This is a genomic window from Flavobacterium flavipigmentatum, from assembly GCF_020911905.1.
Classification (GTDB): Bacteria; Bacteroidota; Bacteroidia; order Flavobacteriales; family Flavobacteriaceae; genus Flavobacterium; species Flavobacterium flavipigmentatum.
Genome location: NZ_CP087133.1, coordinates 2,612,067 through 2,638,565, shown reverse-complemented (window position 1 = coordinate 2,638,565; position 26,499 = coordinate 2,612,067). Strand labels below are relative to the sequence as shown.

Annotated in this window: 26 protein-coding genes; 16 read left to right on the top strand and 10 right to left on the bottom strand. The window is 34.0% G+C overall.

Translation table 11 applies throughout. The features are described 5' to 3' along the window. Nucleotides 1-3 precede the first annotated feature (3 nt). A complete protein-coding gene (locus LNP22_RS11475; RefSeq protein ID WP_229973575.1) occupies nucleotides 4-609 on the bottom strand; it encodes an NADPH-dependent F420 reductase in 606 nt (201 codons plus the stop codon). 93 nt (nucleotides 610-702) lie between these two features. On the opposite strand from LNP22_RS11475, the gene LNP22_RS11470 reads away from it, so the two are divergent. Next, a complete protein-coding gene (locus tag LNP22_RS11470; RefSeq protein WP_229973574.1) occupies nucleotides 703-1,074 on the top strand; it encodes a winged helix-turn-helix transcriptional regulator in 372 nt (123 codons plus the stop codon). 51 nt (nucleotides 1,075-1,125) lie between these two features. Here the strand turns inward: LNP22_RS11470 and LNP22_RS11465 are convergent, their stop codons facing one another. Continuing rightward, nucleotides 1,126-1,419, bottom strand: a complete 294-nt coding sequence (locus LNP22_RS11465) for a hypothetical protein (RefSeq protein ID WP_229973573.1) — start codon at nucleotides 1,417-1,419, stop codon at nucleotides 1,126-1,128. Further along, nucleotides 1,420-2,148 (bottom strand): phosphodiester glycosidase family protein, encoded by a 729-nt coding sequence (locus tag LNP22_RS11460; protein ID WP_229973572.1) that lies wholly within the window; start codon nucleotides 2,146-2,148, stop codon nucleotides 1,420-1,422. It lies immediately after the preceding gene. Nucleotides 2,149-2,393: 245 nt separating this feature from the next. Between LNP22_RS11460 and LNP22_RS11455 the strand changes: the two genes are divergently transcribed. The 9 genes from LNP22_RS11455 to LNP22_RS11415 all read left to right on the top strand — a co-directional run bounded on the left by LNP22_RS11455 (nucleotide 2,394) and on the right by LNP22_RS11415 (nucleotide 13,408). Then, entirely contained in the window at nucleotides 2,394-3,059 is a 666-nt protein-coding gene (locus LNP22_RS11455; RefSeq protein ID WP_229973571.1) for an ABC transporter ATP-binding protein, read from the top strand. Between the two features lies 1 nt (nucleotide 3,060). Then, nucleotides 3,061-4,761 (top strand): LIC_10190 family membrane protein, encoded by a 1,701-nt coding sequence (locus tag LNP22_RS11450; protein WP_229973570.1) that lies wholly within the window; start codon nucleotides 3,061-3,063, stop codon nucleotides 4,759-4,761. Beyond that, nucleotides 4,754-5,518: a TIGR02757 family protein gene (locus LNP22_RS11445; RefSeq protein ID WP_229973569.1), complete on the top strand. Its 765-nt coding sequence runs from the start codon at nucleotides 4,754-4,756 to the stop codon at nucleotides 5,516-5,518. The genes LNP22_RS11450 and LNP22_RS11445 overlap by 8 nt, the downstream gene beginning before the upstream one ends. A 69-nt stretch (nucleotides 5,519-5,587) precedes the next feature. Further along, nucleotides 5,588-6,649 carry a HEAT repeat domain-containing protein gene (locus LNP22_RS11440; protein ID WP_229973568.1) on the top strand — a complete coding sequence of 354 codons (1,062 nt, stop codon included), beginning with the start codon at nucleotides 5,588-5,590 and terminating at the stop codon, nucleotides 6,647-6,649. Beyond that, entirely contained in the window at nucleotides 6,646-8,082 is a 1,437-nt protein-coding gene (locus LNP22_RS11435; RefSeq protein WP_229973567.1) for a glycosyltransferase family 2 protein, read from the top strand. The genes LNP22_RS11440 and LNP22_RS11435 overlap by 4 nt, the downstream gene beginning before the upstream one ends. A 7-nt stretch (nucleotides 8,083-8,089) precedes the next feature. Then, nucleotides 8,090-9,349, top strand: a complete 1,260-nt coding sequence (locus tag LNP22_RS11430) for a YaiO family outer membrane beta-barrel protein (RefSeq protein ID WP_229973566.1) — start codon at nucleotides 8,090-8,092, stop codon at nucleotides 9,347-9,349. A 4-nt stretch (nucleotides 9,350-9,353) separates the two neighbouring features. Then, nucleotides 9,354-11,570 (top strand): DUF4838 domain-containing protein, encoded by a 2,217-nt coding sequence (locus tag LNP22_RS11425; RefSeq protein WP_229973565.1) that lies wholly within the window; start codon nucleotides 9,354-9,356, stop codon nucleotides 11,568-11,570. A 3-nt stretch (nucleotides 11,571-11,573) separates the two neighbouring features. Next, nucleotides 11,574-11,945: a response regulator transcription factor gene (locus tag LNP22_RS11420; RefSeq protein ID WP_229973564.1), complete on the top strand. Its 372-nt coding sequence runs from the start codon at nucleotides 11,574-11,576 to the stop codon at nucleotides 11,943-11,945. A gap of 110 nt (nucleotides 11,946-12,055) precedes the next feature. Further along, nucleotides 12,056-13,408, top strand: a complete 1,353-nt coding sequence (locus LNP22_RS11415) for a DEAD/DEAH box helicase (RefSeq protein ID WP_229973563.1) — start codon at nucleotides 12,056-12,058, stop codon at nucleotides 13,406-13,408. Nucleotides 13,409-13,552: 144 nt separating this feature from the next. Here LNP22_RS11415 and LNP22_RS11410 read toward each other — a convergent pair whose 3' ends face one another. Further along, entirely contained in the window at nucleotides 13,553-14,665 is a 1,113-nt protein-coding gene (locus tag LNP22_RS11410) for a lactonase family protein (protein WP_229973562.1), read from the bottom strand. Nucleotides 14,666-14,935: 270 nt separating this feature from the next. Between LNP22_RS11410 and LNP22_RS11405 the strand changes: the two genes are divergently transcribed. The 4 genes from LNP22_RS11405 (at nucleotide 14,936) to LNP22_RS11390 (ending at nucleotide 19,269) form a co-directional block, all read left to right on the top strand. Next, complete coding sequence (locus LNP22_RS11405) at nucleotides 14,936-16,864, top strand: vWA domain-containing protein (RefSeq protein WP_229973561.1); 1,929 nt, start codon at nucleotides 14,936-14,938, stop codon at nucleotides 16,862-16,864. 107 nt (nucleotides 16,865-16,971) lie between these two features. After that, complete coding sequence (locus LNP22_RS11400) at nucleotides 16,972-18,228, top strand: dihydroorotase (RefSeq protein WP_229973560.1); 1,257 nt, start codon at nucleotides 16,972-16,974, stop codon at nucleotides 18,226-18,228. A gap of 5 nt (nucleotides 18,229-18,233) precedes the next feature. Next, nucleotides 18,234-18,560, top strand: a complete 327-nt coding sequence (locus LNP22_RS11395) for a hypothetical protein (protein WP_210665735.1) — start codon at nucleotides 18,234-18,236, stop codon at nucleotides 18,558-18,560. Between the two features lie 64 nt (nucleotides 18,561-18,624). Then, nucleotides 18,625-19,269: an alpha/beta hydrolase gene (locus tag LNP22_RS11390; protein WP_229973559.1), complete on the top strand. Its 645-nt coding sequence runs from the start codon at nucleotides 18,625-18,627 to the stop codon at nucleotides 19,267-19,269. A gap of 64 nt (nucleotides 19,270-19,333) precedes the next feature. On the opposite strand, the gene LNP22_RS11385 is transcribed toward LNP22_RS11390, so the two are convergent. Beyond that, nucleotides 19,334-19,837: a hypothetical protein gene (locus LNP22_RS11385; protein WP_229973558.1), complete on the bottom strand. Its 504-nt coding sequence runs from the start codon at nucleotides 19,835-19,837 to the stop codon at nucleotides 19,334-19,336. A 14-nt stretch (nucleotides 19,838-19,851) separates the two neighbouring features. Next, nucleotides 19,852-20,616: an MBL fold metallo-hydrolase gene (locus LNP22_RS11380; RefSeq protein ID WP_229973557.1), complete on the bottom strand. Its 765-nt coding sequence runs from the start codon at nucleotides 20,614-20,616 to the stop codon at nucleotides 19,852-19,854. Between the two features lie 90 nt (nucleotides 20,617-20,706). On the opposite strand from LNP22_RS11380, the gene LNP22_RS11375 reads away from it, so the two are divergent. After that, complete coding sequence (locus tag LNP22_RS11375; protein ID WP_229973556.1) at nucleotides 20,707-22,164, top strand: TonB-dependent receptor; 1,458 nt, start codon at nucleotides 20,707-20,709, stop codon at nucleotides 22,162-22,164. 248 nt (nucleotides 22,165-22,412) lie between these two features. On the opposite strand, the gene bcp is transcribed toward LNP22_RS11375, so the two are convergent. After that, nucleotides 22,413-22,865 (bottom strand): thioredoxin-dependent thiol peroxidase, encoded by a 453-nt coding sequence (gene bcp / locus LNP22_RS11370; protein WP_229973555.1) that lies wholly within the window; start codon nucleotides 22,863-22,865, stop codon nucleotides 22,413-22,415. 267 nt (nucleotides 22,866-23,132) lie between these two features. On the opposite strand from bcp, the gene LNP22_RS11365 reads away from it, so the two are divergent. Further along, nucleotides 23,133-23,789, top strand: coding sequence for an endonuclease III domain-containing protein (locus tag LNP22_RS11365; RefSeq protein WP_210665741.1), 657 nt, complete (start codon nucleotides 23,133-23,135; stop codon nucleotides 23,787-23,789). An 18-nt stretch (nucleotides 23,790-23,807) separates the two neighbouring features. Here LNP22_RS11365 and LNP22_RS11360 read toward each other — a convergent pair whose 3' ends face one another. The 3 genes from LNP22_RS11360 to LNP22_RS11350 all read right to left on the bottom strand — a co-directional run bounded on the left by LNP22_RS11360 (nucleotide 23,808) and on the right by LNP22_RS11350 (nucleotide 26,314). Then, the gene (locus LNP22_RS11360; protein WP_229973554.1) at nucleotides 23,808-24,872 is read right to left on the bottom strand and encodes a tetratricopeptide repeat protein; all 1,065 of its coding nucleotides are present in this window, start codon (nucleotides 24,870-24,872) and stop codon (nucleotides 23,808-23,810) included. A gap of 664 nt (nucleotides 24,873-25,536) precedes the next feature. Next, the gene (locus LNP22_RS11355) at nucleotides 25,537-25,680 is read right to left on the bottom strand and encodes a hypothetical protein (protein ID WP_210665743.1); all 144 of its coding nucleotides are present in this window, start codon (nucleotides 25,678-25,680) and stop codon (nucleotides 25,537-25,539) included. 49 nt (nucleotides 25,681-25,729) lie between these two features. Further along, entirely contained in the window at nucleotides 25,730-26,314 is a 585-nt protein-coding gene (locus tag LNP22_RS11350) for an RNA polymerase sigma factor (RefSeq protein ID WP_210665744.1), read from the bottom strand. Between the last annotated feature and the right edge of the window lie 185 nt (nucleotides 26,315-26,499).

Here is a 26,499-nt window from a genome sequence, read left to right as displayed (position 1 = left end):
GGCTTAATTTTTACGGTGAAAATAAGTAAAACCAGCATCTGTTCCGTTGCCACCAGAGGCAAGAGCGATATTGAGATGTGCAATCGCTTCTAGATGGCGAGCGTTTTTGATGCTTCCTGCCAACACTCCGTCAAAACCTGCATCATTGGCCAATTGCTGTACAACAGCGGCAGCAGCGGTATCGTCAGACGCGATAAAAGCTGTCAATTTTTGTCCATTAAAGTGTTGTTTGTCGGTTTTCATAACATCAGCAAAAATGGTATTGAATGCTTTTACGACTTTGCTTTCTGGCAACAAACGAGCAGTTTGCTCTCCCCCACTATCTTCACCTAAAAACAAAGGCGACCAATCGGCACTATTGATAGCGTTGGTGATATCTACAACAATTTTGCCCTTTAAAGCTTCTTTATTGGCCGTTAAAACGCCACTCATTACCGAGTACGGAATGGCAAAACAAACTACTTCGCCAAACGCAATCGCTTCTAAGACAGACAACTGATTATCATTGGGGTTTTGAGTTCCGTATTGTACAGCATGACCGGCATGGGTAAATAAATTTCCTAAACTTGATGCTACATTTCCAGCACCTATAAAACTAATCTTCATCATATAAGTATTTAAATTGAGTTGCAAATTTCGGAGTATATCCTTACATTTACAAGTAGTTACCTAATTGTGTGGTAGTTACCAAAAAGTAAGTATATGATAAAGCGTAAAGAAAGTTCGGTTAATTTAGAAAATGAAAAGGCCCTTGCAGCAGAATGTCCTTTTATTTTTGCGCTCTCGCTAATGGGTAAGCGTTGGAAACCCGCCATTCTCTGGAAAATGACAGAAGGAATTTATCGCTTTGGCGAAATGAAAAGGGCGATTCCGCAAATAAGCGAAAAAATGTTGACACAACATTTGAGAGAATTAGAAACTGACGGACTCATCACTAGAACCGTCTATCATGAAATGCCTCTACGGGTAGAATATGCCTTGACAGAATTTGGCGCATCGTTGCAACCTATTCTAAAACAACTCAATAACTGGGGCGAAAAGGCTCAGAACATAAAAAATACAATGCCAAAATAACAAATGGTCATTGTTTTTAATCGCCCTAAGCCTTCAAAAAAAAGGATCTTTTTATTTTTGTTTCTGAAAGTAATACGTATAAATCCACGTCAGTGTAAATGACGGAATAATATCGGTAAACGGAATGATTTCTTCTAGAAATGTCAGTACACTCGCCACCTTACCTACTCTGCCTTTGTACATTTTGCTCATTAAAAGAGCCGCAATTGGCGCCCAGATGATATCTGCAAATTCACCAATTCCGGGAATGGTAAAAGACATCATTCCTATGGCATCAAAAAGCAAACCGAGAACAAGCATGAGCCCTTTATCGTTTTTTATTGTTTCTAGGTGTTGTGTTTTCATCTAATTGTTTTGTTTTCTTTGTGTTACTGCAAAAATTGCTCCAAAATTACCGTCAGTCTGCAGCCAGTTTTCTTTTGGTACATAAGCACGCGATACAAACCCATCGAGATACAAGGCATTTTTACAGCCTAGACCTTTAAAATAAAGGGCAAAATCGTAAAAATTAATTTCTTTTTTCGAAAGAACAAAAACCACTTTACCATCTGGCAAAATACCGACGCCGTTTCTGATATTGAGATTGGGAGAACCTTCTTTAAACGCCGAATGAATTTTACCATCAACTAATAGCATTGGCCCAGATTGTGTAGCATATTTTATGTTTTTGTGGTATCGAAAGTCTTCTGTTTTACAAATCATAGCAATGTTTTCATCCGATAAATAAAATACTCCATTTGGTTTTAAATAAAAATTACCCACTGAAGTCGCAGTATCCAAAGCGACCAAAATTTTATGATTTTCGATATAAAGTCCTTGTGGAGCATTGCTCTTATTGTACATTCCGGCATTCATCGCAAAATCTAATTTGGTGTTTTGTTTCTCAACCGAAAGCTTCAAATTTTTTATACTGCCATAGTGCTTTCCACTTTCATTTTTCCAGTATAATTTTAAATCCTGACTTTTAGGAGTAACTGTGTAGACAATAAATTCATTTTCTGAGAATAGTTTCGAACCAATCAAAAAGACTGCTAAAATACTCGGTAAAAGGAAGAATATAATTTTTGACTTCATTTTTGTTTTCTTTAAATACATTTTATATTTCCTTTAAAAACGCTTCCCAAACTGCTCCAATTTTCAACAAATAAAATCATTTGATTTATTCTTCTCTACAGAAATAAAACGCTGCTACTCTCAAAAATAACAATAAAATCTCGTAACCCTCTGATAAAATTCTTTTTTAAATACTTTTTAAAATTCTGTTACAACGCATTTTTATATCAAAAGAATCTTTGTTTCTTTGTAAAAACAGTTTCAAAATGATACAGGCAAAAAATATTCAGAAATACTATGACAAACTTCAGGTTTTAAAAGGAGTTGATTTGCATATTAAAAAAGGTGAAATTGTATCTATTGTTGGTGCTTCAGGTGCCGGAAAAACTACTTTGCTTCAAATTTTAGGCACTCTTGACAGACCCGAAAAATTGCCGGTTGCGAGCTCATTAATCATCAACGGAGAAAACATTTTGGCGCTGAATGACAAAGCATTATCAAAATTCAGAAATTTAAATCTGGGGTTTATTTTTCAGTTTCATCAGCTTTTACCCGAGTTTTCGGCTTTAGAAAATGTTTGCATTCCGGCTTACATTGCAGGAAAAAAACCTCCTGAAACAGAGGCAGAAGCCAAAAAACTTTTAGCATATCTAGGCTTATCGCATAGAATTAATCATAAACCTAACGAACTTTCGGGAGGAGAACAACAGCGTGTGGCGGTAGCGAGAGCCTTAATCAATAAGCCCGACGTGATTTTTGCCGATGAACCGTCGGGGAATTTAGATACACATTCTGCGGAGAATTTACATCAATTGTTTTTTAAACTTCGTGATGAGTTTGGGCAAACTTTTGTAATTGTAACGCACAATGAAGAACTGGCCAATATGGCCGACAGAAAATTGATCATGTCTGACGGGCAAATAATTTCTTAGAATGGTTGCGATTTTTATAAGTTGGATTTATATTCTTTTTACCACGGTAAATTTAGGTTTTCTGACTGATAAAATCCTGCTTCTGAAAAATAGAAATTTGGCCATTTATTCGCTGTTAGGACTCTTTCTAACGACAATTCTGGCTAGTATTTGGGCTATTTTCGGCCGCATCAATATCGAGTTTCACTTGTTTTTACTGCTTCTTAATATTGGTGTTTTTTGTACATTCAGAACTCCGATTATAGACTCTTATCGACTGTTTTTTTTAGCGTTTCGTCAATGGCAGAAAACATTAAAAGTTGTTTTTGTACTGCTCACTTTTCTTATCATTGCCCAATGCTCATCGGTTCCTTATGTAATTGACAATGAGTCGTATTACATCCAGACAATCAAGTGGCTTAACGAATATGGTTTTGTAAAAGGGCTGATCAACCTGCATCTTTTTTTTAGCCAGACAAGCGGTTGGCACATTGCTCAAAGCGTTTTTAACTTTTCTTTCCTGTACGCTAACTTTAATGATCTCAGCGGTTATTGTTTGTTTGTCGGTATCCTTTTTTCAGTTGAAAAATTAAACGAATTTTATAAAAACGGCAATAAAAACTACCTGATTATCGGGTTGTTTCCGCTGTTTTCTATTTTTTATTTCCAATTTATAAGTGCCCCATCACCTGATATTCCGGTGTATGTTTTGTCTTTTATACTCTTTTTTTACTTCATAGAAAATTTCAAAAACACTTCGCCAGCCGTTTTTAACCTCATGGTGATTTTGTCGCTTTTTACGCTTTACATCAAGAATACTGCTTTAATTTTGGCCTTGCTGCCTCTGGTTTTATTACTGAATAATGCCAAAACTCTTTCTAAGAATTTACTAAAACCTTTTTTAATTGCCGTACTTTTTTTAGCGCTGTTCCTCATAAAAAACATGATCATCTGCGGGACCCCAGTGTTTCCGTCTCAGATATTTGACAGCTTTGCTACTGATTATGCGATTCCGAATCATATTGAAAAATTTTATTACGAGCAATTTAAGGTATATGGCTTTTTTGTGTATCAAAATCAATACGATTCGATGTCGGCCCTTGATTTGTTTTTAAGATGGCTTTCGCTCCCGAAACTAAACGGATTGTTTAATAAAATAGCTGTTCTCTTGCTGATCATCACGCCTGTTTTTATCTATAAATTTCAGCATAAAAAAAGTGTTTGGATGCTGTATTTACTAATAGTGCTTCAAATGGTTTTTCTTTTTGTTACCTCGCCTCAGTATCGTTTTTTTATGAATTTTATATTGTTTTTTTCTGTGTTTTGTCTGGCTTCATTCATTCAAAAGAGAAAAACAATTCATACCTTTTTTATACTATCACTACTTCCCACAATAATAGTACTTTTTGTTCCGTTTAACCTCAATCGCTTTTCCAATCACAAATTTATGCTTGAAATAAGTACATTTTCGGCAGAGAATGCTTTATTTCCGCATGAGAACAGCAAATACAAACTACCGTTTACTTCTGTTCGTTTGGGAAACTTTAGTTATAATTCTCCTAAAAATTGTGACTTTTTTTGGGCAAACGGAAATGGCGAATTACCTTGCGTTAACAAAGACCAAGTGGAATATTTTAGAAAGTATTTCTATACGATTCCGCAAATGCGAACGAAGGATTTAAAAGATGGTTTTTACGCCAAAAAGTTACTATTAAATGAATAAAACAGAACTTAAAGAATTTCTGGAAGAAAAAGTAAATCAATACAATACCCTAGATTTTATAGACAGTGATCCTGTTCAGATTCCGCATTTATTTTCGCAAAAAGAAGATATAGAAATTGCCGGTTTTTTGAGCGCTACAATTGCGTGGGGAAATCGCAAAATGATCATCAAAAACGCTCATCACATGATGGATTTGATGGGTAACACACCCTATGATTTTGTGATGTCTCATACAAACGAAGACTTAATCCGACTTGAAAATTTTGTGCATCGAACGTTTAATGGAAACGATTTTGGAGGGTTTATAAAAGGTTTACAGTACATCTACCAAAATCATGACGGTTTAGAAGCTGTTTTTGCCAAGTATCAGGAGAAAAACAGTTTGCAAAAAAGCATTCATGAATTTAAAAAGCTATTTTTTGAAGTCGAACATTTGCCACGAACTCAAAAACACATTTCAGATCCGTTGAACAATTCTGCCGCAAAAAGGATCAACATGTACTTGCGATGGATGATTCGACAAGACACAAAAGGCGTTGATTTAGGCATTTGGAAAAGCATCTCCCCCGCTTCTTTGTCTTGCCCTTTGGATGTACATTCCGGAAATGTTGCCCGAAAACTAGGATTGCTTTCGCGAAAGCAAAATGACGGAAAAGCACTTGCAGAATTGGATGAAAAACTCAGAGAAATGGATGCAAATGACCCCGTAAAATATGATTTTGCATTATTTGGCTTAGGTGTTTTTGAAGGTTTTTAACCACAAAAAAACCAAAATTACATTTATTTTGCAATCTTTTTCGTATTTTTACTAGATAACGCCACGCTTATGGATCAATTTATATTTTTTCTGAAATATTACGTCATTCCATTTTTACTTTGCTCAACGATTTCATTTATTTTTTTACTGATTATAAAACGAATTCATTATCAATATCATAACGCTTATCAACTAGCCATTAATAAAAGAATTTATCCGTTTTTAATCGAAATTGTGCTTAACAGCCCCAATAAAGAAGCATTAAAAGAGATGTTATCAGGATTTAGAACTGAAATTTGGTTTCATCGTTCTTGGTGTAAAGACATGATTATCAATGATCTTATTTATCTTAAAAAAAATTTAAAAGGAAGACCATTAAAAAACATAACCCTTATTTACAAATCTTTAAAACTAAATAAATATTCGAACAAACTGATTAAAGACTTTAGAATGCATAAAAAATGTGAAGGTTTTTACCATTTTCAATCATTGGGTTACAAGTCTGGAATGCCTTTGATAAGTCAATATTTGAATCATCCGAACAAGATTATCCGTTCTAATGCAAACATAGCTTATCTGGCTATCAGCAAAGGAGATTGGGATGCCGTAAATACATTGCCTCCTAAAATTTCGATTTTGAATACGATAAAAATGATGGATGTGCTTTATCATCAGAAGCTACCAATGCCCGAAGAGGTAAATATCTGGATAACTTCAGAAAATAAAACCATCCTGAAACTAGCGATTATGACTATGGTTTTTTACAATTACAGAAACAAATCTGCAGCAATAATTAGTCTTCTTGACAATGACGACATCATGATTAAAACAGATGTAATTATTGCTATTCGCGAACTTTTTTTGAATGAAGCTGAAAATAAATTAATACATCATCTAGAGTTTGAAACCACCAATATTCAGTTAGAAATTCTGAACAGTCTGGCCATAATTGGAAGTGAAAAAACAACAGATTATTTACAAAATAAAATGATCACCGAACCTGATACAGATCTAAAATTGGCGATGGTATATTGCCTGAATAAATTAAATCCAAAACTACTGAATCAGTTAGGCCTGAGAGATTCAGATACTGAAAAAATGATTCGTCACACTAGAAAAATAGCATCATGACCTATGAAATCTTATCTTATTTTGTAGATGCCTACAGGATTTTTATTGCTGTGTTTTCGGGTACCTATATATTGTTTTATGTGGTGCTTTCTTTTTTGTCTTATTGGGCGATTGTAGATCATTTGCGTTTTCAAAAATATTTAGAAGAAGAAGTTTTAATTCGCTCTAATTATTTACTAGGCGTTTCTGTTGTTGCGCCTGCTTTTAATGAGGGTTTGAATATTGTTTATAATGTAAAATCATTGTTTTCGCTCACGTATCCAAAGTTCGAAATTATCATTGTAAATGATGGCAGCACAGATGATACTTTAGAAAAACTAATAACCGAATTTGATCTCGTTAAAATTGATTTTTATTATCAGGAAAAAATAAAAACACAGCCTATACGAGGTCATTACAAGTCAAAAAACCCAATTTATTCTAAATTATTAGTTGTTGATAAAGTAAACGGAAAAAGTAAAGCCGATGCCTCAAATGCGGGTATCAACTCGTCTAAATATCCTTTGTTTCTGTGTACCGATGTGGATTGCATTTTAAAACCCGACACTATTTTAAAACTTGCAAAACCATTTATGGAAAATGATACCCGGGTGATTGCCATTGGTGCAGGGATTAGAATTTCGAATTCCTGCGAAATAAAAGAAGGTTTTTTATATAAAATACATTTCCCAAAAGAATGGTATCCGAGATTTCAGGAACTGGAATATGTTCGCTCATTTTTGTTTGGAAGAATGGCGTGGAGCCAGATAAATGGACTGTTATTGGTTTCGGGAGGATTAGGAATGTTCGACAAAGAAATTGCCATAAAGGCCGGAGGATACTGGCATCAGTCGTTAGGTGAAGACATGGAACTCATTACCCGAATGCGAAAATACATGCACGATCGTAAAGAAGAGTTTTTGATAAAATACATTCCAGAATCGCTTTGCTGGACAGAAGTTCCCAGCACCAGAGAAATTTTATTGCGACAGCGTACACGTTGGGCTAGAGGATTGGTACAGACGCTTTTTTTGCATCGTAAAATGTTTTTTAACCCCAAGTACGGAAGAACTGGTTCTCTTGTTCTGCCTTTCTTTTTTCTATTTGAATTTTTGGTACCCATTATCGAATTTTTGGGTATTTTATCGCTAGTGATAAGTTACTGCTTAGGAATGATGAATCTAAATTTTCTGTTGGTAGTAAGTGCAACGGTCTATTTATTTTACTTAAGCATCACAACGATCTCTATTCTTATTGATGAAATTTTATATAAAAGTTATGCAAATTACAAAGAACTTCTTATTTTACTTGGAATGGCAATGATTGAGCCTCTAATTTACCATCCCTTGACAGTTTATGCATCACTAAAAGGCTATGCCCACTTTTTTATGAAAAAAGAACAAAAATGGGGCGTAATGATCCGAAAAGGTTTTGATACACCCAATAAATCATAATTAAAAAATGAATTTTTTAAAAATTATTTACAGTCCAACTTTTTTACTTTTTATTCTTTTGCTTTCTGGTCATAGTGCAAAATCACAAAAAGTAGATACAGACAGTCTTTTAACCGTCATTGTGAAAGACATGAAAAACAATCCTCCTAATTACAAACTTAATCTGGAGAGGAGTTTGTTAGGTAAAAAATTAGCGCCTGACTATCTGGATTATTATTTGCTTTTAGGACGCAATCACGAACTTTTACAACAAAAAGACAGCGCTCGTTATTATTACAATTACGTGATAGATAAAAATCCAAAATATGAGGATGCTTTTGCTTATCTCATCAATTTGGATTTAGAGGAAAAAAAATATGATGAAGGATTGATGATCGCCAATAAAGCGATTGATCTTTATCCCGAGAACAAAAACTTTCAATTGAAACGAATTGCTTATTATTCTTCACAAAAGTATACAAAAAATGAAGAGAAAAGTCTACAATCTATAAAGGAAAAATTTCCGAATGATCCCGAAATACAGCAACTTTTGGTCAATTTATATTCTGAAATAAACTCAGATATACTTGGTGTTTATTATAATTTTACTTCTATAAGTCGCGATGCTGTGGGCCCCTGGCATCTGGCAAGTGCCAATTATATCAGGCAAAGAAAGTGGGGAAGTTTAGTAGGTAGAATCAGTTATGCCAATCGATTTTCTCAGTCCCAAAGCATTGCCAATGGAATTCAATACGAAATTGAGTCTTACATTAACACTGGCAAAAAAAGCTACTCCTATTTTGATGTGGCATACAGTTCTGATTTGGCTTTTCCAAAACTAAGATTGGCTTATTCTTTTTTTTATAATTTTAAAAATGGCTGGGAAGCCGATTTAGGTGCACGATACATCAAAGGCAAAGATTCGGAATCAGCTAGTTTTAACGTTGGAGTGGGTAAATATATTGGTTCGGCATGGCTTAATTTTAGAACTTATATTCAAAAAGACAATCCAGCTTTTTTGATTAATTCACGCTATTATTTCAAATCTAAGTATGATTATGTATCTCTATTTGGAGGTTACGGTACTTCTCCAGACAATAGAACTACTCTAGGAGAATATGAACAAAGGTCTACATTAGAGTCATACCGAATAGGAATTGGCTACTCTGTCACTTTTTCTAAACATTATATTGGTGGCTTTTTGGCGTCATTCAATAAGCAAGAATATGTTCCCGGATTGAATCAAAATGAGTTAGAATTAGGTTTTTCGCTTCAATATAAACTTTAGTCGTATGAAAGCTAAAACACTAAATAGCTGTTCTTTATTATTAATTTTAATGTTTTACAACACTAAAACAATGGCGCAGTCACAAATTATAATCACCAATCAAAATGCGATCATTGCTGCTGCCGAAAACACACAATCAGCTGCCCTTATTCTAAAAAATAATTTAGACAAAGCGTTTAAAGCGTCTTTCAAAATAAACCCGACAACGGTAGCCGGCAACCCCGAAATTATTTTAGAAATTACTAATTCTGATAATGAAATTCAAAATCAAAATGAATTTATTATCAAAAGTGACACTAAATCAATTTATTTAAAAGCCAAAAACGAAAAGTATTTGCGATATGCTGTTTACACACTTTTAGAAATGTGGGGTTTTAGAAAATATACTGCAGCTGAAACATTTATACCAAGATTGGAACAAATTCTTTTTGATAAAAATTATACCAAAAAGATCAAACCCGATTTTGAATACCGCTCTTTACTGTATCCGGATGCGTATGATCCTGATTTTAGAGACTGGCACAAACTCGACTTGCAGATATACGATTTTAGCCTTTGGGGACATTCTTTTAACACACTTGTACCCGCAAAAGATTTTTTTAAAGACAATCCGAAGCTTTTTGCTCTTTACGAAGGGCAACGCAACACCGAATCACTTTGCATGACCAATGATACTGTGGTGGAATTGGTTACTGAAAAAATGAAGAAAATCATTGCTCAAAATCCTAATGCAGTGTTTTTTTCGGTAAGTCAGAATGATGATGTTGTCTATTGCGAATGTTCAGAATGTAAAGCGCTGAATGCAAAATATGGTGGTCCTCAAGGTTCTCTTTATTCTTTTTTGAATAAAATAGCAACACAGTTTCCTACCACAAAAATTACAACACTAGCCTATTTACACACTCAAAAACCACCCTTAAATCTCAAAATAGAACCCAATATTTATACTCTTTTTTGCCCAATAGAATTAGATCGCGGAAAACCATTGAACAGTCAAAATTCGGCCTCATTTATAAAAACACTTGAAAACTGGTCTGCTACTTCTCCTCATCTATATCTTTGGGATTACAGCGTACAATTTGCTAATTATTTTTCTCCTTTCCCTAACATTCATACTTTTTCTGAGAACTACAAAACCTTCAAAAAAAACAATGTAAAAGGATTATTTGTTCAGGGTTATGCAGATATTTTGGGAGATTTTTCAGAATTAAGACAATACCTGTTAGCAAAACTGCTTTGGGATACTTCTATAGATATTGAAGCAACAACGGCTGATTTTTTAAGGGGATTTTACGGAAAAACAACTCCTTTTATCAATCAATATTTAAATCTTTTGGCCGAAAACCAGACCAAAAGCAATACTTACCTCGATATTTATTCGGGTCCTGTGCAATCCCGAAATACTTTTTTAACTCCAGAAGCGATTACAGAATATGATCACTTGTTAGAAAAAGCTTCTGTTGCTACAGAGGAAGATCCTATACTGAATGCCAAAGTTTTAAAATTAAGATTGGCTTTAGAATATGTGTTTTTTGAGCAATCTAAATTTTATGGCAAAAACCAACACGGCATGTTTATCGTAAATGAAAAAGGAGAGAAAGAAGTTAAACAGGGATTAACAAACAGAGTTTTAAATTTTACAAAAGCGTGCAATGATTTGAAAATTTACGAACTAAGCGAAGCTGGTTTATCCCCGGACGATTATTATAAAGAATGGCTGGAGATTGCAAAAAATACCACTTCGCATTTGGGTGAAACTTTAAAAGTAAATTTTATAACCCATCCCTCAAATGATTTTGAAGGCAAAGGATCGGAAAGTTTAGTAGATGGAAACCGCGGCTACAGAGATTTTAACATCAACTGGATAGGCTGGTACGACGCAAATCCAGAGTTTGAGATTTTGACGCAAAACTTAGATTTTACGCGGCTTAAAATTAATTTTCTGGAAGATCAAAGGCACTGGATTTTTCTGCCAAAAGCAATAAAAATTTATGGTTATAAAAATCAAAATTGGGAACTTATCAAGCAATACGACTTTGAGAATTTTACAGAAAACTATGAAACTAAATCAAAGTCTTGGCAATTAACAGACGAAAGCTTTAAAAACTTTATAAAAATTAAGATATTGATTGAAAATCAAACACATTTACCGGACTGGAGGAAAAGAAAAAATAAAAAACCAATGGTAATGATAGATGAAATAGAACTTTATAAAAAGTAGAAGATGAATAATGACGAAGGAAAAAAAATAATGATCATTGAAAATGACGACATGACACTTGAAATTTTAAAATTTATTCTACAAAAAGAAGGTTATAAAATTAGTGTCGCAAAAGAAGGCATAACCGCCATTGAGACTATTGGCAGTATTATGCCGGATTTGGTTATTACAGATATCATGATTCCACTAAAATCTGGCCTAGAAGTGATTGATTATATCAAAAAAAATCACAAGCAAATACCTGTTATTGCATTATCTATTTTGGGCGAAGAAGAGCGAACAGTAGAGCAAGCCTTTTTGTTAGGAGTAGATGATTTTATTACAAAACCATTTAATCCAAAAGAGCTTTTATTGCGAATAAAACGTTTTTTGTAGGTTTTGAAACGTCCTTTTTGCGAAATAGTAATCGTATAAACGCCCCTAATTTGTAACAGTTACACATTTTTCAGCTATTTATAGCTATCTTTGCACAAAATTTAATGCAAATGAGCACTTTCGAAAAATTCAATCTCCCTAAATCTTTACAAAAAGCAATCGATGAATTGGGATTTGTTACCCCAACACCTATTCAGGAAAAATCATTTTCGGTGATTATGTCTGGGCGAGATATGATGGGAATTGCACAAACCGGTACCGGAAAAACATTTGCCTATTTGTTGCCTCTTTTAAAATTATACAAATTTACGCCTACCAATACTCCTAAAATTGTCATTTTAGTTCCTACGCGCGAACTTGTTGTTCAGGTAGTCGAAGAAGTAGAAAAACTGACAAAATACATGTCGGTGAGTACGCTTGGTATTTTTGGTGGTGTGAACATCAATACACAAAAAAAAGCCGTTTACGAAGGTGTTGATATTTTGGTTGGAACTCCGGGTAGAACGATGGATTTGGCTTTGGATGCTGTAATTCGCTTTGACGAAACTCAAAAATTAGTAATTGATGAGTTTGACGAAATGCTAAATCTTGGCTTCCGTACACAATTGACTGCTCTTTTGGCCATGATGAAAACCAAGCGTCAAAACATTTTATTTTCGGCGACCATGACAGATGAAGTAGATGCTGTGCTAAATGACTTTTTTGATTTTCCCGAAGAAGTTACACTTGCTGCCTCAGGAACTCCGCTGGAAAATATTACTCAAATTACTTATAATGTTCCTAACTTTAATACAAAAGTTAACCTTCTGAAACATTTGTTAGCCACAAACGAAAGCATGGAACGTGTTTTGGTTTTTGTTAATAATAAAAAGATTTCGGACATGCTTCACGATCGCATCGAAGAAGATTTTGAAGGTCAGTTCGGGGTAATTCACTCCAACAAATCTCAAAATTATCGTTTGAGCACAATGGCAGAATTCCAAGAAGGCAATCTTCGCGGTTTGATCACCACCGATATTATGGCGAGAGGTTTAGATATTTCGAATATTTCGCACGTTATCAATTTTGAGCTTCCTGAATTTCCGGAATTGTATATGCACAGAATTGGTCGTACAGGTCGTGCAGACGCGACAGGAACAGCCATTAGTTTCATCACACCCCGTGAAGAAGAATTTAAAATTGAGGTGGAAGTATTAATGAACAGAGAGCTTCCGATAGCTGATTTTCCTGAAGAAGTTGAGATTTCGTCTAAATTGATCGAGCCGGAAAAAGACAAACAGCCGATTAAGTTTTTAATGAAAAAAGTAAAACTTAGCGGTGATGGAGCCTTTCATGAAAAAGACAAAAAAAATAAAAAGATAAATCTTGGCGGTCCATCAAAAACCAAAAAGAAAACACATGGTTCTGTCAATAGAAACATGTTGAAAACCCGAGATAAAAAAAGAAAAGATAGTAATAAATAGTTTTTTTTTAAAGATTCAAAGGCTCAAAGTTACAGAGGTTCAAAGTCGTTTAAACTTTTATCTTTCTGTAATTTTGAGCCTTTTTTATGGGTTTTCTTAAAATCTTAGTCACTCAGAAGCTTTGTACCTTTGTCCCTTAAAAAATTATATTTTTGTAAAAACCAATCCAACTGGAGAACACAATTCGATTTTCTTGCCTGTGTCTTTTAACTTTCCTGTTGTTTTGTCTCTTTTAAAAATGGAGATATTATTTGTATATTGGTGCGCAACTAAAAGATAACTCCCAGTAGGATCGATCGAAAAATCTCTCGGCCCTTTTCCTAAACTACTCACCTGCTCTACCAATTCTACAGCACCATTTTTTTGTATTTTATAGACCGAAATAGCGTTCACATCTGCACGGTCTGACACGTATAAAAATTTTCCGTCAGGCGAAATTTTGATTGCAGCGCCACTTGTACCACCTTGAAAATCTTTTGGTAATATACTGGTTTCTGCTATTTTTTTCAGGCTGCCATTTTTATCATAACCAAAAGTGGTTAGAGTAGCGTCTAATTCCTGAATCAAGTACACAAACTTTCCATCTTTACTAAATGTCAAATGTCTTGGTCCGCTTCCGGGTTTTACCTCGATACTTTCTTTTAATGTTAGCACTTCATTTTTAGAATCCGCATTGTATTTGTATATAAAAACTTTATCCAGACCTAAATCATTCGATAAAACAAACTTTTTATCTGGCGAAAAAACAACCATGTGCACATGCGCCTTTTCCTGACGAGCAGTATTCGGGCCTTTACCATCATGCTGAAGAAGTTGTTGTACGGTAGAAATACTTCCATTTGGATTTTTCTTAAAAACAGCAATACTACCGCCAGAATAATTTGCAACGATAACATTTTTGTCATCATTTATCAAATGGCACGGATCATCTCCAAGAGTTTCATTTTTGTTTAATAAATCTACTTTTCCAGATTTCGAATTGTAACCAAAAGCACTTGCAGTACTTTGAGTTCCGTTTTCATTTACGGCATAAATAAATTTGTTGTCTGCCGAAACCGACAAATAACTTGGACTCACCACATTGTCTGAAGAATTTTTTAATTTAAAATCACCAGAAACAGCATTAAACTCGTAAACATAGATTCCGTTACTCTGGCATTTATTAGTATAAGTTCCGACCAATAAATTGAATTTGTTCTGTGCCTGCAAAGTCGTAATTGCAAAAGCTGAAAACAATACAATATATAATTTCTTCATAATTTATAATTTTGTTTTTGAAAGGCTAAAATAGGTAATAATATGTTTTGGAAAACTATTTTTTGTTACAAATGAACTTTGAAAAGTTACATTATTCGGGTATGATTTTACTATTTTGAAATACAATAGTGACCTAAAATTTTGTTTCTTTTCTGAATTCAATGTTTGTACATAATCTCTTCTAGAACTGATAAGGTTTGACTAAAAATTTGTATTTTTGGCCTGTATCTTCACAAAAATAAAACGTAGTGAAGTAAAATCGAAGCCAGAATGCATTTTAAACAACCCGAAATTCTATACTTTCTATTTTTATTGATTGTCCCAATTTTGGTGCATTTGTTCCAATTAAGACGTTTTAAAACTTCCTATTTTACTAATGTTCGTTTTCTAAAAGAACTTTCAATACAAACCAGAAAAAGTTCTAAAATCAAGAAAAGATTGTTACTCGCCACACGATTATTATTACTTGCGTGTGCTATTTTTGCTTTTGCACAACCCTATTTTGAAGCCAAAAACCATAAAGAAGCATCTAACGAAATGTACATTATTCTTGACAATTCGTTTAGTATGCAGGCCAAAGGCAAAAAAGGAGAATTGCTCAAACGCGCCGTTCAGGAATTACTAGAAAACACGCCCGAAAACAGTCAGTTTTCTTTGCTAACCAATACCGAAAATTATTGGAATACTGATATAAAATCAGTTAGAAACGATCTGCAAAACTTAAAATACAGTGCCACTCCATTTGAACTTTCTTCAATTTTAGCAAAAGTAAAAGCACATAAATCAGCTCATAAAAAAGATATTGTTATTATCACCGATGCCGTTGGTTTGGTAGAAAAAGACATCGTACTTACTGACGAAGAGGATAAACCATATTTTATAATTCCCGAAGCAGAACAAACAAACAATATCGCCATTGACAGCGTTTTTATTCATCAAACTTTAGAAAATTTCTACGAGATAACCGTCAATTTATCAGCCTACGGCCAAGAGTTTAAACCTGTTTCTACAGCTTTATACAATCAAAATAAACTGATTGCCAAAACGATTATCAATTTTGATACGAAGAAAAAGAAAATCAATTTTACAATTCCAAAAGAAGCTTTTCATGGCTATGTTGCCATCGAAGACAATGGTTTAAGTTATGATAACAAACTGTATTTCAGCATTTCAAAAACTAAAAAAACAAATGTAATTAGTATTGGAAATGCTGCAAAAAGCAATTTTTTATCTCGAATTTATACGCCAAGCGAATTCAATTACAACAATTATTCGCTTAGCGAACTGGATTACAATAATTTAGAAAAACAGAATACTATCATTTTAAATGAATTGGAAGAAGTTCCTCAAGCTCTGCAAACTACTTTGAAAGCTTTCGTGCTAAAAGCCGGAAATGTGATTGTAATTCCGTCTGAGAAAAGTTCGATTAGCAACTTAAATACTTTTTTAAGCAATTTTGGTAAAATTCAATTTAAAAACCGAGAAGATAAAAACAAGTTAATTACAAAAATAAACTTCGATCATCCTTTGTTTTCAGGTGTTTTCGAGAATAAAATCAGTAATTTTCAATATCCAAAAACAAACAGTTCATTTAGTATTTCATCTGCCTACCCAGCCGTTTTATCGTATGAAGACCAAAGCGTATTTATTACAATGATTCAGAATCCGGTTTCAGGTGTTTCTGTTTTTTCGGCACCAATTAACAGCGAAAATTCAAACTTTCAACAATCGCCTTTAATAGTTCCTTTGTTTTATAAAATGGCACAAAACAATCAAAAAACAGGTGTTAATGCGTTTGTAATTGGTCATAATCAACCTTATTTTGTAGATATTTCACTCAACAAAGATGCTATTTTGGAGGTAAAAGGAAGAGAAGCATCTTTTATTCCGATTCAACAAATTTTGAACAACAAAGTAAAATTAACTTTTAATGATTTTCCTGAAATAGCCGGCAATTATAGTGTTTTTGATAAAAATGAATGGGTTGAAAATCTGAGTTTCAATTACAGCCGAAGCGAAAGTGATTTAAGTCAGGTCAACAAAAATGCTGTATCAGATTTTAAAACAGCCGATACGATTTCGACCATTTTTAACACCTTACAAACTGAGCGAACAGACAGCCAAATTTGGAAATGGTTTGTTATCTTTGCACTGTTATTTTTGGCCATAGAAATGGCGATCATCAAATTCGTGAAGTAAAATATAAAGGTTTTTGTTTTTGCTTTTCGTTTGTCTTTTCGAGGAAGGAGAAATGTCAGGTAGTACTTAAGAATAACAATTTCAGCATAAAATAAAAATACTACAATATGAAAATAATCATCAGAAGCGCCAAAATTATCGACTCAAAAAGTCCGTTCCATAATCAGACCGTTGATGTTTTAATTGCAGATGGTTTTATAGAAAAAATAGGAACTTCACTTCCTGAAATTGCGGATGCCACCGAAGTTAAATTAGGTAATTTACATCTTTCGCAAGGTTGGTTCGACAGCAGTGTTTCTTTTGGTGAGCCGGGTTACGAAGACCGCGAAACCATAGCCAACGGATTACAAGTCGCTGCAAAAAGTGGTTTTACCGCTATTGCTTTACAGCCCAATTCCTACCCTGTTATTGATAATCAATCGCAGATAAATTTTGTAAAAAACAAAGCCAATGGTTTTGCAACAGAGCTCTTCCCTATTGGTGCTTTGACCAAAGGAAGCGAAGGCAAAGACATGGCGGAGCTTTATGACATGAAAAATTCCGGAGCTGTTGCTTTTGGAGATTATAATAAAAGCATTGACAACGCCAATTTGCTAAAAATAGCCTTGCAGTACGTACAAGATTTTGATGGTTTAGTGATTGCATATTCGCAAGACAGCAATATTAAAGGAAATGGAGTAGCGAATGAGGGAATCGTTTCTACACGTTTAGGACTCAAAGGAATCCCTAATCTTGCCGAAGAACTTCAAGTAGCCAGAAACTTGTTTTTATTAGAATATACCGGGGGAAAACTTCATATTCCGACAGTTTCTACAGCAAAATCTTTAGTATTGATAAAAGAAGCCAAATCAAAAGGCCTGCAAGTGAGTTGTAGCGTTGCAGTACACCACCTGAGATTTACAGATGTTGCATTAGAAGGTTTTGATACCCGTTTTAAAGTTACCCCGCCATTGCGAACAGAAGCCGATAGAGCTGCACTTGTCAATGGAGTTCTGGACGGAACTATTGATATGATCACTTCTGACCACAACCCAATTGATATCGAATTTAAAAAAATGGAATTTGATACCGCCAAAAACGGAACTATTGGTTTAGAAAGTGCTTTTGGAGCTTTATTAAACGTATTGCCTTTAGAAACTATAGTTGAAAAACTAACTTCTGGAAAGGCTGTTTTTGGTATCGAAAGTCAATCGATTAACGAAGGACAAAAAGCAAATCTTACACTTTTTACACCTGAAGGGAAATCGACTTTTACGAAAGAGCATATCCTTTCAAAATCTAAAAACTCTGCTTTTTTAGAAACTGAAATCAGAGGAACTGTTTATGGAATTTTAAATCAAAATCAACTTATTATCTCAAAATAATGACAATGAACAATTCAATAGAAGAAGGAAAACCCATCGCTATCACGAGTTATATACTAATCGTTGGAGTTCTGATTGCAATGTCAATGAACGCTGAAAACAAAAATAGTTTTGCTTCTTTTCATATTCGACAAGCGCTAGGAATATCGTTAACTTTTATTTCTTTTGCACTGATAGTCAGTAATTTTGATAGTTTTTTTATCACCTTCCCAATGTGGCTTTGTATTTCTGTTTTATGGTCTTATGGCATATTTAGCGCTATTCAGGGGCATACAAAACCAATGCCGCTGGTTGGTGAGTGGTACCAAAAATGGTTTAAATCTATCGGATAATTAAATTCAAAAATAACAAATTTCCAAAACTGAGTTTCACAACTCAAAACTCACAATTTAAAAAATGAATCTTTCTCTCGAATATAAAATACAAGCACCTAAAGTTATTTTGGACAAAAATCCTGTTTTGCTTTTATTGCACGGATACGGAAGTAACGAAGCCGATTTATTTTCGTTTGCAACTGAACTTCCTGATCATTATTACATCATTTCGGCAAGAGCACCTTATGATTTGCAGTATGGAGCTTATGCTTGGTATGCTATTAATTTTGATGCCGACCAAAACAAATTTTCAGATAATGAGCAAGCCAAAACTTCGCGCGATCTTATTGCTAAATTTGTAGACGAATTGGTTGCAAATTATCCAATTGATCCTAATAATGTCACTTTAATTGGCTTCAGCCAAGGTTCTATTTTGAGCTATTCAGTAGCACTTTCATATCCTGAAAAAATTCAGAAAGTGGTGGCGATGAGCGGCTATTTTAACGAAGAAATCATTAAAGAAGGTTTTGAAAAAAACAACTTTAAAAATCTAAAAATATTTGCTTCACACGGAACTGTAGATCAGGTTATCCCGATTGATTGGGCAAGAAAAACACCAGCGATTTTAGAAAAATTAAATATTCCTGTTACCTACAAAGAATATCCTGTTGGACATGGTGTGGCGCCTCAAAATTTCTTTGATTTTAAGAATTGGTTGGCGGAGTAATTTTTGGTTTTCGGTCGCAGTTTTCAGGTTCTACTGAAACTAAAAAACTGCGACTGAGAAACATTTATTTCTGATACAACAGAGATTGATTCACTTCAAAATCAATCGATTCATCATCGTTTACAAAATATTTCAATAACACTTCACCCCATAATTGTCCATTGCTGTAATCGGCAATGATCCATCTGTGGTTTAAAATTTTTACCTTATTGATGATAAATTTCTTATTGTCTATCTTGTCTTGTCCCGTGTAAGGATTGCCGTTTGGATTGGAATTTAAATCTAATAACTTTTCGGTTACCACCGGAATTAATTTTTCGTACAAAATTACTTTTCCTCCAGAAGCGCTGTTATCAAAATAATTTTGTGCGTTTTCGTTATGTACCAACGAAAAATAATCTGCCTCAGATAGTTGTGTTGACACCAAATTGATACTGTCTCTCAATTTCTTAGTTGTTTTTTCATATCGTTCCTGTCCAAATTTTACCTCTCTGCTGTAAAACATGTACGTAAAAATATTCATTAAAATGGCCAATAAAAAAAGGTAAAGCATTAAAGATTTTTTCATTTTTGTACTATAATTTAAATTGTAATTTCTAAGTTGTCATACGCCAGGAAAACATTTTTCGGCAAGTGCTTTTGCACTTCTTCATGAAATCCTAAAACGTGGCTAATATGTGTAAGATAGGCCTTTTCGGGCTGAATCAAATGTATAAAATCTAATGCTTCCTGCAAATTAAAATGTGTATCGTGCGGTTCTAACCTTAACGCATTCACAACCAAAACTTTTAGGCCTTTCAGTTTTTGAATTTCTTCTGTAGTAATTGTTTTTACATCTGTCAGATAAGCAAAATCGTCTATTCGATAACCAAAAACCTGCAAATCACCATGCATCACATTTACAGGAATGGCCATTTTATCGCCCACCGCAAAAGGTTCGTTATTGATGACTTCTATGGTTTTTACACTTGGAGCACCGGGATATTTATTGACGGTTTCAAACACATAATCAAAGCGACGCTTAAGGTTGTCAATCACGCGCTGATGCGCATAAACAGGTATCTCGCCCTGTCTGAAATTAAACGGGCGAATATCATCCAGACCAGCGGTATGATCTGCATGTTCGTGCGTAAACAAAATAGCATCCAAATGTTCGCATCCGCAAGAAAGCATTTGCTGTCTAAAATCGGGTCCGCAATCGATTACATAAGAATGATTACCCCATGTAATCCAGATGGATACACGAAGTCTTTTATCCTTAGCATCAGTGCTTTTACAAACGGGATGATCGACCCCAATAATAGGGATACCCTGAGAAGTTCCAGTACCTAAAAAATAGACTTTCAATTGAACATGTTTTTTTTACAAAAATAGGATTATTTCTCTTTCATTAGAAACCTAATTTGCTAACTTTGTAACAAATCTATTTAAAATAAAATGGGTACAGAAATAAAACTCAAAGGTGACAAGGTCATCGAACAGATTCCTTCTATAAAAGACAAAGCGTTACGCATTAATTTAAACGAGAACATCTACGGAACTTTTGCCGAAATTGGCGCTGGACAAGAAACAGTAAGGCATTTTTTCAGATCTGGAGGTTCATCGGGAACAATTGCAAAAGCAATGTCTGCCTATGATAAAGATTTTAGTGATGCCGTTTATGGTATCGAAGGCGATGGTCGCTATGTGACCGAAAACCGACTCAAGAAAATGTTAACCTTTGAAGGTGAACTTATTGAAGAACGTCTGAGCCGAGAAAAACACCCCAACAAACTTTTCTTTAGTTACGCCAACACCGTTGCAACCATCGATTTTGCCAAACAATTTAAAGGTCACGGCTGGGTAGGAATACGTTATCAAATAGAACCTGACGAAGCATACAACGAAATTATTCTACACATTCGTTTTAAAGAAACCGACGCCCGTTTGCAACAAGAAACGCTCGGAATTTTAGGAGTAAACCTTATTTACGGCGCCTTTTATAAATACAATGATCCAAAACGATTACTTCGTTATTTGTACGATCACTTAGATAAAGACCAACTCGAAATTGACACCATTAACTTCTCAGGACCTCGTTTTGCAGATGTTGATAACCGTTTGATGAGTTTACAATTGGTCAAAAACGGAATGACAGATGCCGTAATGTTTAATCCTGAAGGAAAAAATATTCTTCCTGCTGCCATTTTATACAAAAAAAATCTTCTCGCCTTGAGAGGAAGTTTTCGTCCCGTTACCAAAGTAAATATGGACATGTACGAGAAATCACTAAAGATGTTTCTCGAAGAAAATAAAGTAGAGAAAGACAATACATTGGTTATTTTTGAAATTACACTTTCTAATTTACGTTCAGATGGTGAAATTGACGAACGTGACTTTATGGACAGAGCCGAATTGCTTTGCTCATTGGGTCAAACCGTTATGATTTCGAACTTCCAGGAATACTATAAAGTCGTAGAATATTTTGCCAATTATACCAAAGCCAGAATGGGATTGGCGATGGGAGTCAACAACTTAGTTGATATTTTTGATGAGAAATATTACCGCCATTTAAGTGGTGGGATCCTTGAAGCTTTCGGAAAATTATTCTACCGTGACATGAAGGTTTTCTTGTATCCTATGTTGGATGAGAATGGCGTGTTAATGAATTCTGACAACCTGAAAGTACATCCTAGAATGAAGGAATTATACAAGTTCTTCAAATTTAACGGAAAAGTAGTTGATATTGCCGATTACGATCCAAACAATCTGGAAGTTTTCTCTCGCGAAGTCTTAAAAATGATCAACCAAGGTTTATCAGGCTGGGAACACATGCTTCCTGCAGGTATTCCGGAAATTATAAAAGAACACCACCTTTTTGGCTACCATCCGCAAAAAGAATTAGAACAAAAATAATTTTGGCGATGCACAGAATTAAAAAGTCCAAAGAAGCAGATTGCTTTTTTGGACTTTCTATTTTTTAGGAGCAATTTCCTTCTATCCGCTTGTATCTTTTGTTTTTTAAAGAAAAAAACAAAAGGATACCGCTTCTATCAGGGCTAGGGCTCTCGTTTTTATAAGAAACCTGAGGCATATTTGTTTGTAAAACTTCGGCTTCAGTCGAGTTGACATTTTACTGCTCACAAAAAACTTTTACAGAAGACCTATTTTAAGATTTGAGCAGCGTGTTCTTTGGTTTTTACGTTTTCGATTACCTCGTCTATGATGCCGTTTTCGTCAATAACAAAAGTCGTTCTATGAATACCGTCATATTCTTTTCCCATAAACTTTTTTGGTCCCCAAACGCCAAAAGCAGTAATAACCGATTTGTCTTCGTCTGCCAATAATGCAAAAGGAAATTCGTATTTGTCTTTAAACTTTGCTTGCGCTTTCTGACTGTCGGCACTTACGCCCAATAACTCGTAATTGTTGGCTTTAAAACGCTCAAAATTATCTCTTAAATCACATGCTTCTGCTGTACAGCCTGGCGTGCTGGCTTTTGGATAAAAGAAAACTACTAATTTTTTTCCTTTGTAATCTGCCAATTGATGTGTTTTACCATCTTGGTCAACTCCTGAAAAACTGGGTGCTTTATCGCCTTTTTTTAATGTTGTCATATTTGTATTTTTAGATTTTTTATGTACCTAAATTAAGCAAAATTTCTACCTAACTTGTAACTCCTACTGAAAACTTCTCCCCAGCCCCAGATTGCCGAGAAAACCCCGGAGTTGTGGTAGCTTACATTTTTTGCTTTTACAAAGCGACCAGCGGAAGCTCTTGTAAATGCTTAAAAATGTTGCTAACACAATGAGGAGTTGAAACAGAAAGCTGGATTAGGCACATCATGAAAATTATACTATTTTTACGAGACTAAAATTACGGAAATGAATAAAGAAGCTCGTGTAACATTTGTTATAAATACGTTAAAAGAACTCTATCCAACCATACCGATTCCGCTAGACCATAAAGATCCTTATACCTTGTTAATTGCCGTTTTGCTTTCGGCGCAATGTACCGACGTGCGCGTCAACCAAATTACACCTTTGCTTTTTGCAAAAGCGGACAATCCTTATGATATGATAAAAATGTCGGTAGAAGAAATTAAGGAAATTATTAGGCCTTGTGGTTTGTCTCCGATGAAATCGAAGGGAATTCATGGTTTATCACACATTTTGATAGACAAACATGATGGCAAAGTGCCACAGAGTTTTGAAGCTCTTGAAGAATTACCGGCGGTGGGTCATAAAACGGCAAGTGTGGTGATGTCGCAAGCATTTGGAGTTCCTGCCTTTCCTGTGGACACACACATTCACAGGCTGATGTACCGATGGAATCTTTCGAATGGGAAGAATGTAGCTCAGACCGAAAAAGATGCCAAAAGACTTTTTCCGAGAGAAATATGGAACGATTTGCACCTGCAAATCATTTGGTACGGACGCGAATATTCGCCCGCAAGAGGCTGGAATCTTGAGAAGGATATCATTACCCGAACAATTGGTAAAAAATCTGTTATAGAAGAAGCTACTAAAAAGAAAATTTAGTAGCTTCTTTATTCTTGGTTACATTCCGCTTTTTAAGGAATTGTATTCAGTGGTCATATTTAGTGATCTGTATATTCCTAAAAGAGATTTTGTTGCATCTTCATTTTTAGGTTCTAAAGTCAATGCTTTCTGGAGATACGGAATCGCACTTTTGACAATTTCGTCTTTCTGTGCATCTAATTTATCGTACTCTTTCATTTCTTTTGGAGTGTTGCCCAGCAAAGCCATTTGATCTACTAATGCTCTTTTTAATTGTATTTTTACATAAGCGAGATTAATGTAACAATTGATACAATTTGGATTTACCTGTAATCCTTCGAGATAATATTTTTCTGCGTTTGCGAAATCATTTCTCTCTAAATAACAAAAAGCTAAAGCGGTGATAATATCTTCTTTTTTTGAAGGTGGAAATACATTGCGAGGCTTCTCGTAAAGGCCTTCTTTTATGTTAGATTCTCTGGCACTCAAAGAGATAAAAGCTTCTTCTGTTTTTGTTTTTTTGTTTGTAGCATAATAAACTAATCCTTTTCCGGTATAATTTATTTTTTTAAGCTGCTCAAAATATTTTATGGCCGAAACATAATCCTTTCCCGTTAGAGAAGAAGATGCAGCATTGTAGAGGTTTAAGGTATCTCTTTTATCAAATAGGTAAACTTCGTAACTTTTATCGGCGCTTTCTTTGTATTTCGCGGCCTGATAATCATTGTATGCTCCATCTACAAGTGTAGATTTCATCTGTTTTAAAGCCAAATTTGCTTTTACTGCATATCGGTAAACTCTGGAATCATTTTCGTACAAAAGTACATCTTGGTAAGCAGCAGACGCCAAAGCAAAATTGTTAGCAGCATCTATATTTTTGGAAGCCAACTCTTTGTAAACATTTCCTTTTAAAAAAAAATAGTCTGTTTTTACATCATCTGGGGCATTTAATACCTGATACTCCATTTTTTTCAGAACATCCAGTGCCTCTTCTGCTTTTCCTTTATCGTAGAACGATTGCGCTTCTTTTATTTGATCTTTTTGAGCAAATATTCCAACATTTATCAATAGTAATAATGATAATGTTATTAGATTCTTTTTCATTTTCATTTTCGGTTAAGTTTGATTGTTAAATAGATTTTACGGTTAATCTTGACAAATCTTCTAGCAAGCAACTGTGCTGAAAATTTTATTTTAACCATATTTGGGGCAAATAGTACTTAAAATAAAGTACAAAATTGCGCTCTTACTTACTGTAAGGAGTACGCTAAATGCTCCATCAGTCTTAGATTCTTTCTGAAACATTAAGATGATGTACAACAAACAAAACGAAATAAAATAGTGTAATTTTTCTTCATGTAACAATTGATTTAGTTAAACATTTATTTAGTGACTTATAATAGTTATTCTTTTAAATTTAAAGGATTTTTACACAAAAACCTTTATAATCGCGTAATTTTGCTGAATAAAAAATTACTTTTTAACTAAAATAAAACTTATTATTGAATAAATAAACAAAAGTTAATTAAAATATGAAAATTTAACTAAACCGTAGCAAAAATACAGTTAAAACCTTACACATTATTATGTAAAAAACAAAAATAGTGGAAAAATATTCGTTTTTTCTAAGTTAAAGAAAAGCTTAGCTTGAAAATTATTCATAAAAAAAATTCACCGAATGTATCTGCATACAAAGAGTGAATTTTTAGACCAAACGACCAGTTGGTTTTTCTTTACTATCAACATCCGCCAGAAAAAGCGGAATGTTTTAATTAGCTATAATTTCGATTCTTTTATTATTAACTTTCACAACGGTTAAGGCTTGTGAATAGCTTAATAAAAAAGAAACTACTTCTTTTTTAGGCTTTAAGTCTTGAGCAACTAACGCCTTTTTAGAGTAAATTTTTGCCATACTATAATTTGTTTTATTATAGTATAACGACCTAATACTTAAAATAGTATTAGTTGGTTAAAACAATTTGATGTTTGTCTATAATTTTTCTCAAATTCATCAATGCATAACGCATTCTGCCCAGCGCTGTGTTAATGCTAACGCCCGTAAGTTCTGAAATTTCTTTGAAACTCATATCCTGATACATTCGCATAACCAAAACTTCTTTTTGATCCATCGGAAGTTCTTCTATAAGTCTTTTTAGGTCAACCTCAACCTGATCTACGATCATTTTATTCTCGATGGTCAGAGAATCATCAGACATGATAGAAAAAATCGAAAACTCTTCGGTCTCTCTATACATGGGCATTTTTTTTGTTTTGCGAAAGTGATCTACAATTAAATTATGAGAAATACGCATTACCCAAGGAAGGAATTTACCTTCTTCGTTATATGAATTGCTTTTTAAGGTTTTAATTACCTTAATAAAAGTATCCTGAAAAATATCATTTGAAATGTCTCTATCAGCAATCTTAGAATATATGAATCCATATATTTTAGATTCGTGCCTGTTTATCAATGTAGCAAGAGAATTTTCGTTGCCCTCGATATAGTTTTTTACTAATAGAGCGTCTGGAATATGCAGATCAGCCATAATACTAACTTTTTAGTTTCTGTTTAAAATTTAAAGATTTTTTCTAAAAAGTAATGTTATTGTATAGGCTTATCCGTTTATGAGTTATGTTAAATATTTGTTCAAATTTAACAAATAAATATTTTAAAAAGCAAATGAAATTAATAATAATTAATAATAAATTCTCAAAAAACAAAAAGAAACTC